The sequence below is a fragment of the Knoellia sp. S7-12 genome (genome assembly GCF_040518285.1).
Lineage (GTDB): Bacteria > Actinomycetota > Actinomycetes > Actinomycetales > Dermatophilaceae > Knoellia.
The window spans coordinates 708852-726234 of sequence record NZ_CP155449.1; the positions used below are offsets into that span (position 1 = coordinate 708852).

At 64.6% G+C, this 17383-nt stretch carries 15 protein-coding genes; 10 read left to right on the top strand and 5 right to left on the bottom strand.

What is annotated here, in order from left to right; genetic code table 11:
* Window positions 1–19: 19 nt before the first annotated feature.
* From V6K52_RS03430 to V6K52_RS03455, 6 genes are all read left to right on the top strand, one after another.
* The gene (locus tag V6K52_RS03430; protein WP_353952505.1) at window positions 20–1561 is read left to right on the top strand and encodes a peptidoglycan DD-metalloendopeptidase family protein; all 1542 of its coding nucleotides are present in this window, start codon (window positions 20–22) and stop codon (window positions 1559–1561) included.
* A 79-nt stretch (window positions 1562–1640) separates the two neighbouring features.
* Window positions 1641–1913: a hypothetical protein gene (locus V6K52_RS03435; RefSeq protein WP_353952506.1), complete on the top strand. Its 273-nt coding sequence runs from the start codon at window positions 1641–1643 to the stop codon at window positions 1911–1913.
* A 114-nt stretch (window positions 1914–2027) separates the two neighbouring features.
* Window positions 2028–2477: a hypothetical protein gene (locus tag V6K52_RS03440; RefSeq protein ID WP_353952507.1), complete on the top strand. Its 450-nt coding sequence runs from the start codon at window positions 2028–2030 to the stop codon at window positions 2475–2477.
* Entirely contained in the window at window positions 2474–3922 is a 1449-nt protein-coding gene (locus V6K52_RS03445; RefSeq protein ID WP_353952508.1) for a TraM recognition domain-containing protein, read from the top strand. The genes V6K52_RS03440 and V6K52_RS03445 overlap by 4 nt, the downstream gene beginning before the upstream one ends.
* Window positions 3922–4578, top strand: a complete 657-nt coding sequence (locus V6K52_RS03450; RefSeq protein WP_353952509.1) for a hypothetical protein — start codon at window positions 3922–3924, stop codon at window positions 4576–4578. Before V6K52_RS03445 ends, V6K52_RS03450 begins: the two co-directional genes overlap by 1 nt.
* Window positions 4579–5120: 542 nt before the next feature.
* A complete protein-coding gene (locus tag V6K52_RS03455) occupies window positions 5121–5834 on the top strand; it encodes a hypothetical protein (RefSeq protein WP_353952510.1) in 714 nt (237 codons plus the stop codon).
* 253 nt (window positions 5835–6087) lie between these two features.
* On the opposite strand, the gene V6K52_RS03460 is transcribed toward V6K52_RS03455, so the two are convergent.
* Window positions 6088–7014: a GNAT family N-acetyltransferase gene (locus tag V6K52_RS03460; protein WP_353952511.1), complete on the bottom strand. Its 927-nt coding sequence runs from the start codon at window positions 7012–7014 to the stop codon at window positions 6088–6090.
* 370 nt (window positions 7015–7384) lie between these two features.
* On the opposite strand from V6K52_RS03460, the gene V6K52_RS03465 reads away from it, so the two are divergent.
* Window positions 7385–8659 (top strand): hypothetical protein, encoded by a 1275-nt coding sequence (locus tag V6K52_RS03465; protein ID WP_353952512.1) that lies wholly within the window; start codon window positions 7385–7387, stop codon window positions 8657–8659.
* Between the two features lie 976 nt (window positions 8660–9635).
* Here the strand turns inward: V6K52_RS03465 and V6K52_RS03470 are convergent.
* The 3 genes from V6K52_RS03470 to V6K52_RS03480 all read right to left on the bottom strand — a co-directional run bounded on the left by V6K52_RS03470 (window position 9636) and on the right by V6K52_RS03480 (window position 11490).
* Window positions 9636–9821 carry a tyrosine-type recombinase/integrase gene (locus V6K52_RS03470; protein WP_188029571.1) on the bottom strand — a complete coding sequence of 62 codons (186 nt, stop codon included), beginning with the start codon at window positions 9819–9821 and terminating at the stop codon, window positions 9636–9638.
* Entirely contained in the window at window positions 9818–10549 is a 732-nt protein-coding gene (locus V6K52_RS03475) for a tyrosine-type recombinase/integrase (RefSeq protein WP_353952513.1), read from the bottom strand. Before V6K52_RS03475 ends, V6K52_RS03470 begins: the two co-directional genes overlap by 4 nt.
* Before the next feature lie 194 nt (window positions 10550–10743).
* Complete coding sequence (locus V6K52_RS03480) at window positions 10744–11490, bottom strand: DUF6308 family protein (RefSeq protein ID WP_353953707.1); 747 nt, start codon at window positions 11488–11490, stop codon at window positions 10744–10746.
* A gap of 1119 nt (window positions 11491–12609) precedes the next feature.
* On the opposite strand from V6K52_RS03480, the gene V6K52_RS03485 reads away from it, so the two are divergent.
* The 3 genes from V6K52_RS03485 (at window position 12610) to V6K52_RS03495 (ending at window position 15272) form a co-directional block, all read left to right on the top strand.
* Window positions 12610–13440 (top strand): serine protease, encoded by an 831-nt coding sequence (locus V6K52_RS03485; RefSeq protein ID WP_353952514.1) that lies wholly within the window; start codon window positions 12610–12612, stop codon window positions 13438–13440.
* A 244-nt stretch (window positions 13441–13684) separates the two neighbouring features.
* The gene (locus V6K52_RS03490; RefSeq protein WP_353952515.1) at window positions 13685–14923 is read left to right on the top strand and encodes a hypothetical protein; all 1239 of its coding nucleotides are present in this window, start codon (window positions 13685–13687) and stop codon (window positions 14921–14923) included.
* A 139-nt stretch (window positions 14924–15062) separates the two neighbouring features.
* Complete coding sequence (locus V6K52_RS03495) at window positions 15063–15272, top strand: hypothetical protein (protein ID WP_353952516.1); 210 nt, start codon at window positions 15063–15065, stop codon at window positions 15270–15272.
* Between the two features lie 808 nt (window positions 15273–16080).
* Here V6K52_RS03495 and V6K52_RS03500 read toward each other — a convergent pair.
* The gene (locus tag V6K52_RS03500; RefSeq protein ID WP_353952517.1) at window positions 16081–16995 is read right to left on the bottom strand and encodes a tyrosine-type recombinase/integrase; all 915 of its coding nucleotides are present in this window, start codon (window positions 16993–16995) and stop codon (window positions 16081–16083) included.
* Window positions 16996–17383 lie beyond the last annotated feature (388 nt).

The window sequence follows — 17383 nt, forward strand, 5'->3', positions numbered from 1 at the left end:
GCAAGGAACGCGCGCCGTTATGAAGAAGGCCCTGTGGGTGATGGCCCCACTGCTCGCGGTCCTGTTCGTCATCCCGCTCGGGGCCGCGGTGATCCTGGCCGCGGTCATCACCCCAGCCGCCGCCGAACAGGCGCGCCTGCACGGGTGCGAGGCCGCCGTGGCGGCCAGCGGGTCGTGGCGGCCCCCGTTCCAGCAGGCCTACGTCAGAACCTCCCACTACGGCAAGCGGTTCCACCCCATCGACCAGGTGTGGAAGCTGCACAGCGGCACCGACCTGGTCTCCCAGCCCGGCCCCGGCCCCGTCGTCGCAGTGTCTATGGGCACCGTCACCGCGGCCGCCTACCGCGGCGGGTACGGCAACGCCATCGACGTCGACCACGGCGGCGGCATCACCTCACGCTACGCACACCTCGCCCGCATCGACCCCACCATCCGCCCCGGCGCAACGGTTACCGCCGGGCAGGTCTTGGGGGTCGAAGGCTCCACCGGTGCCTCCACCGGCAACCACCTCCACCTCGAGATCCTCACCAACGGCGACCCGGTCGACCCCGTGCCGTTCATGGCCGAGCGCGGGGCACCCCTGGACGGGCGCGCCGTCGCACCCACCCCCACAACTGACACCCCCCGTGACGTCGAAGGGGGTCTCGGGTTCGACCTGCCCCCCGCCAGCGCCCCCCGCCTTGCCTCGCTCACCACCCCACCGGCCACCATCCCCGCACGGGTCAAAGCCCTGTACGTCGCTGCCGCCATGAAGTACCAGCTGCCGTGGACGCTGCTCGCCGGGATCGGCATGGAGGAGACCTCCCACGGACGCACCACCGCCACCTCCAGCGCTGGGGCCCAAGGGTTGATGCAGTTCATGCCCGCCACCTTCGCCGCGCACGGCGTCGACGGCGACGGCGACGGGCGTGCCAGCATCCGTAGCGACGCAGACTCGGTCTTCTCCGCGGCGAACTACCTCACCCAGTCCGGGGTCACCAAGGGCGAGGCTGGGGTCCGCAAAGCCCTGTACGCGTACAACCACGCCACCTGGTACGTCAACGACGTTCTGCACTACGCGCACAGGTATGGCGGTGGTCTTGTGTTGGGCGACCCGACCAGTTGCGCTGGGGCACAGGGCAACCCAAACCTCGCCCCGCTGCTTGCTGACCGCGTCGCGGCCCTGCTCGGGTGGGCCAGGCAGCAGACCGGCGACCAGTACGTGTTCGGCGCCAACGGCCCCGACGCCTGGGATTGCTCCAGCTTCACCCAGGCCGCCTACCGCCACATCGGCCTGATTCTGCCGCGCACCGCTGGCGCCCAACGCGACTGGCTCGCCGCCGGAGCCGGCACGCGCATCCCACCCGGGCAGGAACGCCCCGGCGACCTCATCTTCTGGGACAGCTACCTCGGACCCAACGCCATCGGGCACGTCGTCATCGTCCAAAACCCCACCACGAGAACGACGTTCGAGGCCAAGAATCCCCGCGCCGGGGCCGGCACCTTCAGCTACGCCGGGGCCGAGCAGGGGAAGAGCATCTACGAGATCTGGCGTCCCGGCGCCGCCGAAGGCAACTCATGACAACAGCTCCTGACCCCAGGCTGGCGCCGCAGCGTGGCCCGCGCGTCGTCGGCCTAGACAACGCGACGTCGGCCGGGCCGTGCGCGATGTCACCGCCCAGACCCGTTCGCGGTACCTCGGGCACGTCCGCTTGCACCGCGACCTGGGCCAGCTCCGGGAGCGACTGACCCTGCTCGAGCAGCGCCGCCCGGATCTCGTCTCCCAGGTCGCCGACCAGCTCGAGGTCCCACCCGCCGCCCAGGACCTCGCCGCTGCACTACAGGACCTCGAGGACCGGCTCCTCGAACGGCGCTACGGGCGAGCAGTTCCTGTCTCAGACGCGATCGCACGGTCGCTAGGGCCGGCGCCGTAGGGCGTGCAGATGCGCGGCTGAAGTCTGCGATCCAGCAGAGCTCTTCCGCGTCGCGGGTGACCACAACGAGCACCCCATCAGCCTTGGGACATAGCAACCGTTGGAGGAGATCCGATGCAGCAGTCACGGCGCACCACCCCCTACCCGTCCACCTGGGAGATCCCGGTGGGCGCGGTTCTTGCGGTCACACTGGTGCTCGTCGTGGCCGCCCACACCGGCCGAAGTCTCGCCCTCGCTCTGGTCGGCGCCGGGTGGACGTGGACGTCACAGGCGCAACTGTTCACAGCCCTGCCCGGCATGCTCGGAGGCGACAGCCGGGCCGGGCTCGGCCCCGGCCCCGCAGCTTCGCCCGCGCTGCTCTACACATGCCTCGTCGCCGCCGAGCTGCTTGCCATTGTGCTCATCGGGTGGGCCGTCATTGCCGGGTTGCGCCAGTGGGGACCGGCACGGGTGCGTGGGATGGCCACCCGCGCCGAAGCGGGAACCCTTCTCGGCGTGGGGCGCCTGCGTAAGGTCGCGCCGGTGGTCCGCCCAGACCTGCTTGGCAGGGCGGCCCGCCGATGACCTCGTTCGATCCACGCCAGGTCGGCTGGCGCCTCGGTCGGGCGCACGAACCCCGCGGGGGCGACTTGTGGGTGCCGTGGGACCGCACCGCCGGCGTCATCGGCCCCCAAGGCTCCGGCAAGACCCTAGACCTGCTCATCCCCGCCCTGCTCGAAGCCCCCGGAGCCGCGCTCGTCACGTTGACCAAGGCCGATGACCTGCTTCTGTCCATCGGGCAACGCTCCACGAATGGTCGCCCGTGCGTCGTGCTCGACCCGTTCGGTCTCGCCCCCGGCCTCCCCGAACTGGTGTGGGACCCCGTCGCCGGGTGCGTGGACCCGATGGTCGCCGAGAAGCGCGCAAAGGCCTTCACCGCTGGCACCGTCAACGGAGCCGGAGCCCGCGGACAGGGCGACGACGCGGCCCGGTTCTACGCCGCCGAAGCAGCCAAGGTCATCCAGGGCTACTTCCACGCGGCCGCGCTGACCGGACGCACCCTGGATAACGTGCTGCGCTGGGTTGCCAACCCCGTCGCCGCCGTCGAACCCACCGAGATCCTGCGCGAGCATCCTCACGCAGCCCCGTTCTGGCACGGACTGCTCCACGGTGCGCTGCGCGGGGACGACCGCACCGCTGGAAACACCATCACCACCGTCCAGCAGGCGCTCGGCCTGTTCTTCCAGGAGGAGATCCGTCGCCGCTGCGTGCCCGGACTTGGACGCCCGGCCACCAACATCGCCGACGTTATCGGCGCCGGGGGGACGATCTACCTGCTGGGACGGGAGAGCCCGTACGAGTCCGCGTCACCTTTGATGACCGCTGTGGCTGAACACGTCCTCGACACCGCACTGACTCTCGCCACAAGGTCCGGTTGGGGGCGGCTTTGCCCTCCGATGCTCGCGTGCCTTGACGAGTTGCCGTCCACGGCACCGCTGCCCACTCTGCAGACCCGGATGGCCAATGAACGCGCCCTCGGGATCTCGTTCATCTGGGCCGCCCAAACCAGAGCCCAGCTCAGCCAGATCTTCGGTGAGCACCAAGCCCGGGCCGTGCTCGGACTGACGAATATTCTGGTCATGTTCGGCGGGTCCAAGGACGTCGCGTTCAACCAGGAGATCTCCGACCTTCTGGGACCCGTCCGGGTAGCCCGCACCAGCTGGCAGTCTGGGCGGTCACACCGCTCCGTCACCGGTGAGGACATCCCCATCCTCACGGGCTCCGAAGTCCGACAACTCGAGGAACGCCACGCCCTCGTCGTCGCCGAGAACGGCAAACCCCTCATCGCCAAACTCACCCGCTGCATCGACGGCAAATCCGGCCGGGCCCTGCTGCGAGCGCAGGCGGACACTCGCGCCCGGGTCGCCGACGGTTGTAAGCACCTAGTGCACCCCGATGCCAGAGCGACAGCCGCAGTAACCGAGGCCGGAAGACGCGGACTCAACAGCGTCAATGTGCGAGGTGTTTGATGACAGTTGACCCAACTGCCAGCCATTCTGAAACTCCGCTCGCCCGGGCGTTCCCCACCCCGGGAAGGCTGGTCCAACACGCCTACCGTGAGCTGTCGATCTCCGCCAACGGCACTCCCGAACAGCGCAAAGCACTCGGCGACACCCGACGCCTCCCCAGACCGTGGGACCCACCCACATGCACGCACCCCGACCTCAGGCTGGAACTATGGATGTGGCTCGACGACGCCGTCACGTGGATCAACCACGAGTACGTCTGGGACACCGATGGCTTCATCCCAGCCTGCTGGCCCGAGCACCCCCACCTTGTCCACGACTTAGCAGTCCTCGCTGATCAACGACGACGCGCCGGACTAGCACACACCAGCGATGCTCTTGAAGACTGGCATCGGTTCGCCCTGCCCACCTTTCTCGACCGTATGGCTGCCCGCCTCAAGTCCCACTGCGAGAACGGTCACGAAGCCTGGCCCGCCGGAAGCCGCCACGTCCGACACACCAGCGACCCCCATCGAAGACGCCGGAAACTTGCGTATAAGAACGACAGCGACCTGCTCTCGCCGACGCAAGAGCCCGTGACACTCAGGCCCTCCACGCCGTGCCTGACGGTCGTCGACGGGAACGCCGTCGACACCGACACTGGTGAGATCTTGCAGTAGACGGCGGCACGCCTGCAAGAGTTGAGAAGCCCGCACGTTAAGCGGCGATGTGACGCACGCTAGGCAGCCAGCCCGGGGGTCCGCGCCTCCACTCGTTCGACCAATTCAGGAACGTGCCGCTTCACTGTCGCGACGGCGCTCAAGCCGACGATCGAAGGCGAGCGTTGATCGCGCGTGAGGCGCCCTCGGTGACTGGCAGTGTTAGCCGGGTCGTCAGGTCGTCAAGGTCATCGAGTACCGCCACCACGGCAACGCCCTCAGCCATGACACCGGCGCCGGATACAAACACGCACTCACGAGCGGCTCGTCAAGTACTGGACTGGTTTTGGCGGGCAATTGTTGACTTCAGATCGAACCCTTTCCGCTCTGATCGGGGAAAAGAGGTTCGGAACCACGAAGCATCCCGCTAGGTTTCTGCTGGCAGTGACCCCCTGAGCTGTGCGCCGAGTTCGGCAGATGAGGCGGACCAAAGACTAAGGAGAGCCATGTCAAATTCAACGCCTTCACCACCACCGCAGTGGCTGCGGAGGGGAGCCTTGACAGTGACTGGTGCCGTCGTGCTGGGAGGCGTTCTGGCGGGCGTTGGAGGTGATGTCTGGACATGGGTGAAAGGCGCCGTCGCCCCGGGTGAGCTCGTAGTGGCAGTTATCGATGAGTCGTTCGAGCAGGTGGGTGGTGCGTATGTTGTCGCCGGCGCATCCCAGCCGAGCGGCATGGATGATTGCGAGCTCCAGCTTGGGGCGTGGGCGCGGGAGCAGCAGGGGTCTATCGCGGTCAACAATTTCTACCGGGTACAGGTGACAAACGAGACGGCGAATGACGTGGTGCTCCACAAGGTTAAGCCGGTTGTGGTCTCGTCCACGCCACTGCCTTCGGATGCCCGGCAGTTCATCTGTCCTGTCGGGGAACCGCTTGCTCAACACCAAGCGAGCGTGAGGCTCGGTGGTGCACCGAGCGTCGACTACTCAGACGAAGCGGGCAACGATCTTGCCGGTCTGTTGTATCGGCTTGAGCCAGGCGAGCAGGGTGTCTTCTATATTTCCCACTACGCGGTTCCCGACGTCGACGAGTATGTAGTCCGCTGGCAGGCTGAACTGCTCTACTCAGAATCCGGAAGTGCTGAGAGCACCTTGAACGTCAATAAGATGTCAAAGGTCGACGACTTCGTGTCAGCTCCCTGGTGCGCACCTGCGTGGATGATGACTAACCCTGGCGTGTGGAGCGCGTCCGGCGAGGGATCCTGCCCGGCTCAGTAGTCGTGATCGACCCACCACTTAGGTACAGCATCTTTCCAATGATCGGCGTGACCACTGACGGAGCTATCTGCGTGACGGGAATCGCGCAGGATTCTTGCAGGTGCTTCGAGCAGTCCACAATGCTGCGCTTCCGAGAGTGTGGATCGTACGCGCTCCGCTCGTACCCCTGTGAAAGCGGTCGACTGGCTGCGGTAAGACGCACTGCCAATGCTGACCAAGGCAAGTGATCCGCGCCCGGAGCGTCGTGCAGCAGTCACGACGGGTTTTGAACCTGCCGGGGTGCCCGAGACATATACGCGCCGCGGCGCCATTGGCTGGGCGGCGAGCCTCCTTGCCTGAAGCCGTGGCGCGCGTACCACGCGGCCAGCCTTACCGCGTCCGCATCAGGCTTGCCGGGGCCAGGCTCGAGCTGGCCAGTGATTATGTACTCGTGCTCGTCGGCAAATGCGCACAGATGCTCAAGTACGGCTGTGCCAAGCCCTCGCCCCCGCTGCTCCACCACGATGTCGTGCAGCCGGATACGACGGGGAGCTCCGTCGGCGAGCAATTCCCACCGCGCGTCTTCCATTGGCAGGGACACTGAGAGCGTGCGGAAAGGGGTCCTGCGCTCTAAGGCCTCCACCGTTTCCGGCAGAGGCCTTAGTGGCCCGGGAATGTGCTCGTAGAGATCTACTGCGACTTCCGTTCTGAGGTCTCGGGCGACCGAGAGGATCTGCGTATGCAAATGGTCGACGTCGGTAGGTGCACCTAGTGCGGTGTTGGCGCGGATCGCCGGAAGGCTCGCCAACGTCGATTTGGCCCACCCCTTCGGTAAGTCATTGGCCAGTCGACGAAGCGTTTCCTCAAGGGACAGGGCTCCTTGCCGCGCGTTGACCCGGGAAAGGGCGCTCCAATTCTGGGTAGAGCCGACGGCATTGCGCTCAAGGTGATCGCCGGCCCGGAGCAATTCGGCAAGCGCACGGCGGTGATACCCGGTGCGCTCCCTTGCTTCATGGGCCAGTCGGCGGCGATTCCACCACCACGACCCCTCGACGGCCTCATCAGCAGCTATGAGCCGCCGCTGGGTCCGTTCCACATCCCCATAGGCGGTGTGCCACTTATGGGCGAGCGCAACTGGGTCTGAAGCCAGAGGGCGGGGGGCATGGCCGTGATCCTCGTCGACCAGCCAATGCGAGTACATGGCTGAGGAGTCTCACAGACCCGTGGGCTCTTCGCATCCCGACCGAATCTGGGTAGGCGCGCCCTCTGTTCTCGCTAGATCCCGCGCTATCTGCAGCGCATCTCCCGCTATCGCGGCGCAGTGACGCACCTGTCGTCCGTGCAGCAGTCCCTAGGGACAATTTGAGGCGTTGTGTCGCGCAGTGTCACCCTCACGCTGCACTCCGCGAACGGAACTACTAAGTAACATTCGATGCGACGGACCCAACGACTGACGGCCTCGGTCTGTTTGCTCGTCCGCGATCACGGCGAATGGTGGTTCATTTGGGATGCTGGGCTGGCCAGTGATGCCTTCAAGTACAGTGCTGGCACTTTGACCGTACGGTCTAGGCATGCCCGACGACGACAAGGCCGGTCCGCAGCGACTCGTCCGCTTCTTCTTCCCCCTGCCCTCCCCACTCCCGGTGCCGGACGGCTGGAGCATTACCGAAGCCCCGGGCGTTGGGGCTCCGCCTCCGGGCCCCTTGGCCCACTTGATCTTCTGGCAGCACGAGGAGTCCGCAGAGGCGATGGGCGAATCGATGAAGGCCGTATTGGCAGTCAGGGATCGGGTGAGTGACGGACAGATCGAGGGGACAGGCTCAGGCCGCGAGTGGCTGGCGACACGGCGTGTGACCGTTGTTGAGGCCATCACACAGGCTGACGCCAAGGCAACCAACCGGGATGGCTGGGATGGCGAACCACAGAACCTGGCGCCCGAACAGGACTTCCTCGTTCGTTGCATCACGCTTGCGGCCCAAGTCGTGCGGGCGTTCCGGTTGGTGCAGGGCGATCCCCTGCAACTACCAACCTACGAGGGGTTGCCTCCGCACGTGCTTCTGAGTTTCGGAGAGGGCGAGCTAAACCGACAGGGCTCGAGGCTGCCTGCCCCTGCGGATTGGACGCCACAAGCGCTCATGATGCTGAACCACATGAACATCGCGTTTGACCTCTTGCCTAAGAGCGCTGGAGCAGATGAGCTGCGGCAGTCAGGCTTCTGGATGCACGCCCTACAGACCGGGGCTCCGGGGGTGCTGGCTCGCGAACAGCTTCAACTGGCCGGGATTGCCATGGACTGGCGGGGCGAGTACGCGGAGGCGGTGGTGAAGGCCAATACGGCGAGTGAAGTCTTGCTTGACTCGACCCTGTCTCTGCTCGCATGGGAGGAGCACCTGCAGGACGACACCAAGCCGACAGCGGACGAGTGGGGACTGGAGTTCGTAGAAGGTCAGCTGCGGACGCGCGTTGCGCACCACCTGACGCACCGCCTGAAGGGTGACTGGACATCTACCTCAAGCCCCTACGTCCGCTGGCTCCGAGGAGGGCACGCGCTGCGGCATCGAATCGTCCATGGGGCCTACGCCCCTAGTCGACAGGAAGCGGCTGATGCATTATGTGAAGTGGCCGAGCTTCACACGCACGTTTTCGACCGCATCTGTGAGCGTCGCAACTTCTATCCCCGTGCCGCGATCATGTCCGTAGGACAGGAAGGTCTCGAGCGACGAGACCTTTTGAGGGGCCGAATCGTACGATTCCTGACCGACATCGCCGATACCGAGGATCCATGGAGTGTCGCGTGGGGGATGTGGCACCAACGCTTGATCACCGTCGCCTCAGATGCTCGATAGAAGTCAACCGTCTAACGCCCCCCGCACCCAGGGCCTAGGCGCCTCCACGGTGCCAAGACTTCCGGGACCGTTCGCGGCTTGACCGTGAATCAAGGCCGGGACGTTTTGGGCCGATCCCTCGCATTTCCCCGTGGACCACGCACTCCGCGCCACCACTCTCCGCGGTCTTAGTGTGCGAAGGTGGCTCGGCGACCAAAGACGGAGCAATCTTCCTACGGTTCTTTCGTTCCCCTTAGAGAAAGCACTTGCCAAAGCGCCCATCGGGGTGCTTATCGCTCGCTGAAGGTCTACGCGGACCGTGGACCTGGAAACCGATGGCTCATCGCCGTCCGACTCATTTGGCTGAAGGAGGTCGATATAGGTGGCCGACAGCGGAACTACGAGAACGAACTTACCTCGGCCCGGTGCGCCTGGGTGAACGCTAAGGCTAGAGGCTTTGCCTACATCCGTAATAGTCTGAAGATTCCCTTCGTGATCGCTAGCAGTGCCCGAGATCAGAAATTCTTGACCATCTCGGTCGACGCTCGTCACCTCTATGACGCCGCGCCCGCCCAAGGCCCGCGGGGGTCTTGGCTGAGAAGTAATGCCTCGGCCACTATGAACTGATTGTCGCGTAGTAGGCACGCAGAAGGAGCGCCAAAATCGCGCCGATGATCATACTTTCGACTTGTGTTCCGCAAGTGTCTGGCCGCTGGCACATTAACCGGTGCCTTCCAGATTTCGGTCAATTGTCTACGAGAGACTTGGTGGACTGCTCGATGATGAATCCCGCTACCCAGTGACGGTGACCCTAGTGGGAGGGGCCTGGGCGGGCCCCGGATCGCTGGCAGCGGCAGCGGCAGCGGCAGCGCAGTTTCTGCTCTTAGTCGATCGCGACAAACGAAGGTGCTTCCTCGATTGGGCGTTTGAGCCGCCTCCCCAAGTCGGCGAAGTTGGGCGCACAGTGGGCGGAATCGTCGCAGTTCCGCCCGGCAGTTCAGACGCCGGCGACGTATGCGGTCAGGAAGTGGACGCCGTGTCGATCGAGGTTGCCTCGGGCTCGGTCGTAGTGCTCGGTGGTTCTCGGGTCGGCGTGCCGGGCCAGGATCTGGGCGTCCCGCAGGGGGACGCCGGCGTCGAGGGCGTTGGTGATCGCAGCGTGACGCAGCGAGTGTGGGCTTATGTGACGCGGATGCTGGCGGCCTTCGCGATCCGGGCGACCATCCGGTACACATCGCGCCGGTCGATCGCCTTCCCAGTGAGCGGCCGCAGGACCAGGGGCCCGCTGGTTCGATCGCCGCGGCAAGCCTCCAGGACCCGCAGCACCGGGACGGTGATCGGCATCGTGTCGGGCTTGTTGCCCTTGCCCACCAGGTGCAGCACCCGGTGCCCACGCAGGGTGTCGGCGTAGTCCTCGATCCGCACCGCGGCAGCCTCGGATGCGCGCAGCGCGTTGATCCCGAGCAGGTAGGCGAGGGCGCCGTGGTGGACGGTGATGGTCTGGGCGACTTGGAGGAAACGGATTAGCTCCAGCCGGTCCAGTCCTTGAGTGCGCGATTCGTCGCGGTGGACCTTAGGCAGTCTCGCGTAGACGGCCGGGTCTGCGGGGATGAGACCGTCGATGTGCGCGAACCGGAAGAAGCCACGGACGCCGTGCATCATCGTCACGACGGAGGAGTCCATCAGGCCCCGGTCCCCGAGGCTGCGGATGTACAGCTCAACGTGTGCGCGCTGGACCCCGACCAAGGGGTCCAGGGCGTTCGCTTCACACCAAGCGAACCACTGCCGCAGCTGGAACGCGTACAAGGTGTGGGTGCGCCCGGAGTAGCGGGCCAAGAACGAGACCGCTGCCAGTTGGGCGGTCGACATTGATGACGGCTGGAACGGAAGGAGAGTTGTCGGAGCGGACATGGCGTCACCTCATGCGGCGACGGCAAGAGGCCAGGTCGCGTGCGCCGCCAGCGTGGCCTAGGCACCCGAACCGCATCGACGCTAGACCCCTCTCCAAGCAGCGAGTCCGCAGGTGGCGAATAGACGCAGATTCGTGGGGACCGAGTTCGTGTCCGGGCGCGGATCCGATGGAGCGCCCACATGCCGGCAGGAAGCTAAGGGCTAGAGGTTCGACCCCGGGGCATGCTTCGTGTAGGCGGCGCTCCTACCGCAATCTGCACCGAAACTGCTGCCTCGCTTCGACTGTTTGACATCCAGGTCAACACGTCCAGCAGGCGCAAGGTACCTATGCCTTTGCTGACAGGCAGCGGGCGCAAGACGTCGATGGCTTGGCGTAGTTCTGGATCCCTCAGCGCTTCGGCCAACGGACGCCACGTCTCATCGCCGAGGTGCAAAGCGCCGGCGATCACTGAGTCGACGATAGGGATGAGCCGAGGGCGTTTCCGTGCCAAGAGTTTGCTCGCTCGAGTTCGTCCCACCCCATCGATGCCGCGGACCAAGGACCAGAGCTCGGTTGCTACGCCAAGGTCTGTCTCACTGGCATCCCAGAGCGAGATCTGGGCCGGAACGGCCCTAAGGGCCGACTGAATTTCCTGAGATATCAGCACTTCGCGGACGGCCGTGGGTCCGAATCGGACATCCAGCAACGACGCGGCGGCGATGTCATCGACTGTGAAACAGTCGATGGGATTGTGGGCCAGGAGTCCGCCGGGGTCGAGGCCGTCAAACATCGCCCCAGCGAATCCACGGCGTTGGTCGAAGTAGGCGGCGACAAGGTCATGAGCGTGCGGCCCCTTGACGGTTTCGATGATGCTTTGACGGACGCGGTCATGGTCGGTTCGACGGGGCACGCATCCGATTGTGTCGCTAAAGTGCCGGCCGCGAAGGCATCGCTCATACATGCGATGGAGTCCGCGTCCACAGTCAAACCCAATGGGTTCAGCGGCCACCCAGTCTTGGGTGCGACCCGACTGTCAGCGGCGTCAAGCACGATGACCTTGTGGCCCGACTACCGGTTCAGGCGCCGTCCGGAGGCACCCGCCCCCTTCGGCCCCGAGACCTCTTTGACGAGGCAGCCGGTGGCGACGTCGTGACAGTCTCCATGCGAACGAGGTTCGTCGAACTCAAGTCAACCAAGGATGGCGACCCATGGGCCGTTCTCGAGGGCCGTTGGCGAGGACGCCGTCTGCGTTGCGTGGTCTTCCCAACGCTGTGGGCAAAGGTCGAGCCGCCAGCACCGGAGACGCGGTCGTAGTCTGCGGCCAACTGCTGTTCCGCGAGGGGCAACCGGTTATCTGGGTTCAGGAGCTGGCGAGGATCCCACTGACGTGATGCACCAGCGGGCGGCTCAAATCCGATGACGGTTCCGCGACCCATGCAACCAAAGGCCGCACCTCCGGGATCGTGCTCGGGCATCGATTCCATGGATTCGCAGCCTTCGTTGCCCTACCGTTGGCGTAAGTGGGGCCTTCAGGCTCCTTGGTGGCCGAGCGCTATAGGGCGTGAACCGCGCACCGGGTCGGATATGAGCCGGCCGAGTGCGACAAGTCGAGGAACAGCGACATGTCGTGTTCGAAGTTGCCGTACCGGACTCGATGGATGGCGCTCTGCGCGATGCGCGCCATCGTCCGTAAGCGCCAAGGTCAAAACGCCAAGGTTCCGACGGGTACCTACCTCTGCAGCGAGTGCCGATGTTGGCACCTCACGTCCAAGTCAGGGACACAAGTGCCACCGTGGGAGAAAAGAGATCAGCCAAGTGCTGACGCGGCGAAAGGACGCAGGGCACGGCACATGATCTTTGGCCGAGCCCGGCGTGCCGGACGGAGCCAAAACTAACTGCCAGTCATGCAGGAAGAGGGAAGGCACCTCATGAACAAGGGGTGAGCCAACTGCGGCACGGCAGCAACGCCATCGTCAGTGATAAACCCCTTCTCCGAGCCAGTAGGGCTATCTCGGAGGTGCACATCCAGGGACGATTCGAGACGGGGGCCGCTTTCAGTTCGCCCTGACAGACTGGGGCCATGCAGGTAGACACGGTAGCCAAGGACCTTCTGTTTGCCACCGTCAGGCTCGTCACCGAGGCCCAGGACGGCGAAGAAACCTCGGGAACGGGTTTCATACTCGACCTCGAACTGATGAAGGGAGAGTCAACACCAGTACTCGTCACTAGCCGCCATGTGGTTGAAGAAGCGACGGAGGTCTCCCTCCATCTAGCGGTTGCAGGGCGAGACTCCGATGTCCAGTTGCGTAGCGCGCTACAAGTCCGCATGGTGAACGGACGCGAGGCGTTCTTCTACCATCCGGATGACAGCATCGACATCGCAATCGCCCCCATCGGGCGAGTGATCCGTGATGCGCCAGAGCGGCTCTTCTATCGTGCCCTTCCAGCGTCTCTCGTACCTGACGCGGACGCACTGGACGCACTGGATGCCATCGAGGAACTGATCTTCGTGGGCTACCCCGATGGTCGGTGGGACTCCATCAACCAGACCCCGACAACTCGGCGTGGGATCACCGCGACTCCAGTTTGGCTCGACTACGACGGGCGGCCCTACTTCCTGATCGACGGCGGTGTCTTCCCGGGGAGCAGTGGCAGCCCTGTTCTGATTTACAACACCGGAGGCTTCGCTGTTGGGGGGAGTTTCGCAATCGGTCAAAGAATGATGCTCGTTGGCGTCTTGACAGACTCGCTGATTCGCAATCAATCTGTGAACTTCGGTGACCTAGGCGGCTCCTTTGAACAAGGGCTCGGTTTGGGCACCGTCTTGAACGCTCGCGCCCTGGTCCACACCATCGACTTGTTCTGCGCGAATGCAGGCCTGACGCGCACGCCGCGTACCCCAGGAGCCTGAACCGATCTGATGCCGCGTCGGGGCTGGGCCTTGAATCCGATTGGCAGAGGCGTCTTTGCTCCGGTCAATCAGGCGCGCGGCTTCAAGTTATGGTTGATGCCAAGGGGCAGCGTCTCGCCGAGCAGGGTGCATACATGGCTTAGCGGCGGAATGACGCGGTGAAGAGCCGGATGCTACGACGCGCTCTGAAGCGTGTGACGATGATGTTGTGAGCAGAGATCCATCCGCCGCGAGCGGTGCAACTGTGTCCTTCGATCTCGAGGACGATGGGTTCGTGGGATCGGTTGGCGGCCAAGAGGGCCACCAGCTTCATGTCCTTGGCCATGGATGGATCGTTCAGCCGAAGCACCACGACTTCGTTGCGTCCGAGGAAGTGATCGCGGCCGCCAACATCGAGAGTCTCCGAGCGGCCATGCTTGACGGGCGCAGATGCTGCTCGCAACTTCCAGGGTCCACGGAGTACGTGCACGTTGCATTGGAGCACGGTGCTGACTTTCACGCGCTGACATCGCCGGTTGACCCCGTCACCCTGTGGGTGGAGTCCGATCGCGTCTTCGCAGTCATCGAGACACAGGCACGGCGGAAGCCACCTTGGAACGCCGACGAGCTCTCCCTGCTTCTCGCGCCGGCGGCGTCTCAGTATGGATGTGCAATCGAGCGTGTCTTGTACGAAAGTCATGGCGGCGATCCAGCCGACTGGGACGGTCTGGGCCTTGACCGTGAGGAACTGGAGGAGTTGCACCGCGGAGGGGAAGACGAGCCGCACGAGATTCACGTGCGTGTTGCGGCTGAGGAGGCCTTGACCGTGAGTGAACTTCTCGCCGCTGGGCGCGCGGTGAAGGCTCTCCTCGCGGCGCACCAGGGTGGAGCACTTGACGTTGAGACGGTACGCAATCTTCTCCGAGGGGGACACCCATCCCTGTTGGTCGGCCTCAGTGAAAGCGAGTGGTTCGAGGTGAAGGCGCAGGCATACAACATCGGCGTGCCGGGTGTCGCAGGGGAACGACAAAAGATCGAGTTGGCACAAGACGTCGCCCGATTCGCGAACGGCGAGACGGACGCATTGCTCGTAATAGGTTTGCGAGAAGGCAAAGGCGCTAGGAAGCACGCCGTGGACGCAGTGACGCCCGTGCCGATCAGCGCCATCGACGTCGATCGGTATCGGGCGGTTCTCGATTCCAAAATCATTCCGCCCGTCGATGGACTCCGCCTAGAGCAGATCGAATTGGGTCATGGCTGTGGCCTCTTGCTCATTAACGTTCCGCGGCAAGCTCGAGAATTGCAGCCGTTCTTGGTCCACGGCGCCATCGTGGCTGACAAGGTAGAAGGCGCATTCTTCAGCATCGTCCGCCGGCGCGGAGAGGGGAGCATCGTGACTACAGCCGCGCAGATCCATGCTTACATCGTTGCTGGCCGCGCATTCCTGAGGAATGAACAAGACGATGGGCAACCCAGCTTGCGTGAGGGCATCCATGAAGGCTGAGGCTCCGTTCTACGCGAGCCTCTGTGCGTCATCGTGCGGGTCCGCCAGACGTCGCGGGGTTAAGCATCGACCTGGAGCGCACGCGGCGAAGTGACGCGCCTGGTTCGACCTCCAGGTCCATTGCAGCGATGATCCCTGTATGACGCGTTGGGTTGAGATCAACACGGGTAACCCGGTGTACCGGATCCGCGACGACCGCGTGGTTGAGATCAACACGGGTAATCCGGTGTACCGGATCCGCGACGACCGCGTGGTTGAGATCAACACGGGTAATCCGGTGTACCGGATCCGCGACGACCGCGTGGTTGAGATCAACACCGGAAGTCCGCTGTACCGGATCCGCGAGTAGGCACAGACTTCGCGGCGAAAGACGCACGTCCCCACTGCCCCATGCGCGTACATGGTGGCGACGCGGCTCCTGTGCCTTGGCCCTCACAACAGGCATCGATCGCCTCGACTTCACGAGCCCTTGCTAGGGCCAATCATCGTGACCCAGCGAGGAAGCAAAGAGGCTCCGGGACATTGGATCGTTCACGCGGCGGTGTTCGATCCAGCCCACGCGGCGCCAAAAGCCATCTGACGACTCGTCAAGAGACATTGCGACCATCGGCCACCCGTAACCAAGACCAATCTGCTCGATTGCGAGCTCCCCGAACCTACGCCCCGTGCGACGGAGATCGGGTCGAACCTCAAGGAGATCGATCTCCGTCACTCCTCCTAGCGGGCATTCCCACGACGTGTAATCAGCGTAACGACCCGCTCCTGGGAGGATCTTTGCCCGTGCGACCTCTTCGCCCTCGTCCATGAGTTGGCAGTAAGACACAGGACTCTTGGCGCTGCCGAGTTCCCACCATGACGGATTGAACCGTGGGTCACGCGGGAAGGCTGGCATCACGTGCTCCCTCTGTGGCGACCGGTTCTCAGATACGACTACGAGATCAAGAGGCATGTGCGGATGGTGGCAGACGTGTGCCTGTGCGGCATGACCGAAGGCAAGGATTGAGCTCATAGAGGCACACCCGACCGTGACTCGCCGGCCGAGCGTTAGTCGCGTGCATGTGGCCTCCTGTCTCGAGCAGTCGGCCCGATGCACTTGACAGGCAGGCTGGCGCTAGCGCGTCCATCTGGGCGGAATCCACGCAGTTGCGGCCGGCAGTTCAGACGCCGGCGACGTAGGCAGTGAGGAAGTGGACGCCGTGTCGGTCGAGGTTGCCTCGCGCGCGGTCGTAGTGCTCGGTGGTTCTCGGATCGGCGTGCCGGGCCAGGATCTGGGCGTCACGCAGGGGGACGCCGGCGTCGAGGGCATCGGTGATCGCGGCATGCCGCAGCGAGTGCGGGCTGACGTGACGCGGGATGCTGGCCACCTTCGCGATCCGGGCGACCATCCGATAGGCGTCGCGCCGATCGATCGCCTTCCCGGTGAGCGGCCGCAGGACCAGTGGCCCGCTGGTGCGCTCGCCTCGGCATGCCTCCAAGACCCGCAGCACCGGGACGGTGATCGGCATCGTGGCGGGCTTGTTGCCCTTGCCCACCACGTGCAGCACCCGGTGCCCGCGCAAGGTGTCGGCGTAGTCCTCGATCCGCACCGCAGCAGCCTCCGATGCACGCAGCGCGTTGATGCCAAGCAGGTATGCCAGGGCGCCGTGGTGGACGGTGATGGTCTGGGCGACTTGCAGGAAACGGATCAGCTCCAGTCGGTCCAGACCTTGAGTGCGCGACTCGTCGCGGTGGACTTTCGGCAGTCTCGCGTAGACGTCCGGATCGGCGGGGATGAGACCATCGATGTGCGCGAACCGGAAGAAGCCCCGGACGCCGTGCATCATCGTCACGACGCAGGAGTCCATCAGGCCCCGCTCCCCGAGACTGCGGATGTAAAGCTCGACGTGGGCGCGCTGGACCCCCACCAACGGGTCCAAGGCGTTCGCCTCACACCAGGCGAACCACTGCCGCAATTGGAACGCGTACAAGGTGTGGGTGCGCTCGGCGTAACGGGCTAAGAACGAGACCGCTGCCAGCTGGGCGGTCGACATCGATGACGGCTGGAAGGGAAGCCGAGTCGTCGGAGCGGACATGGCGTCTCCCCACGCGGCGACCGCAAGAGGCCATGACCCGCCCGCCGCCAGCGCGGCCCAGGCACCCGAACCGCATCGACGCTAGACCTCTTCGCTGTGCAGCGCGTGCGCAGGCGGAGTGGTGAGGCACACGTCAGCTGTCTGGTTCGCTCCCCACACTACAGTTTGGAAGCAGTGACCCAAGGGTTCTTGGCCTGGCTGTGGGCCGGGGACAGGTACAGCTTAAACGCCTCGTGCAACTGCGACATGGCCGCAGCGTGGCGTCGTCGGCCACCGCCAGTTCGGCATCGGCGGGCAGCCAATCCTCTGACAGCAGGCGCAGGACGTGGTTGCGCTCAGGGGATGGCTCGAGCAGCTTCCTCACCGCGTAAGGGGGCGCCTCCACCGA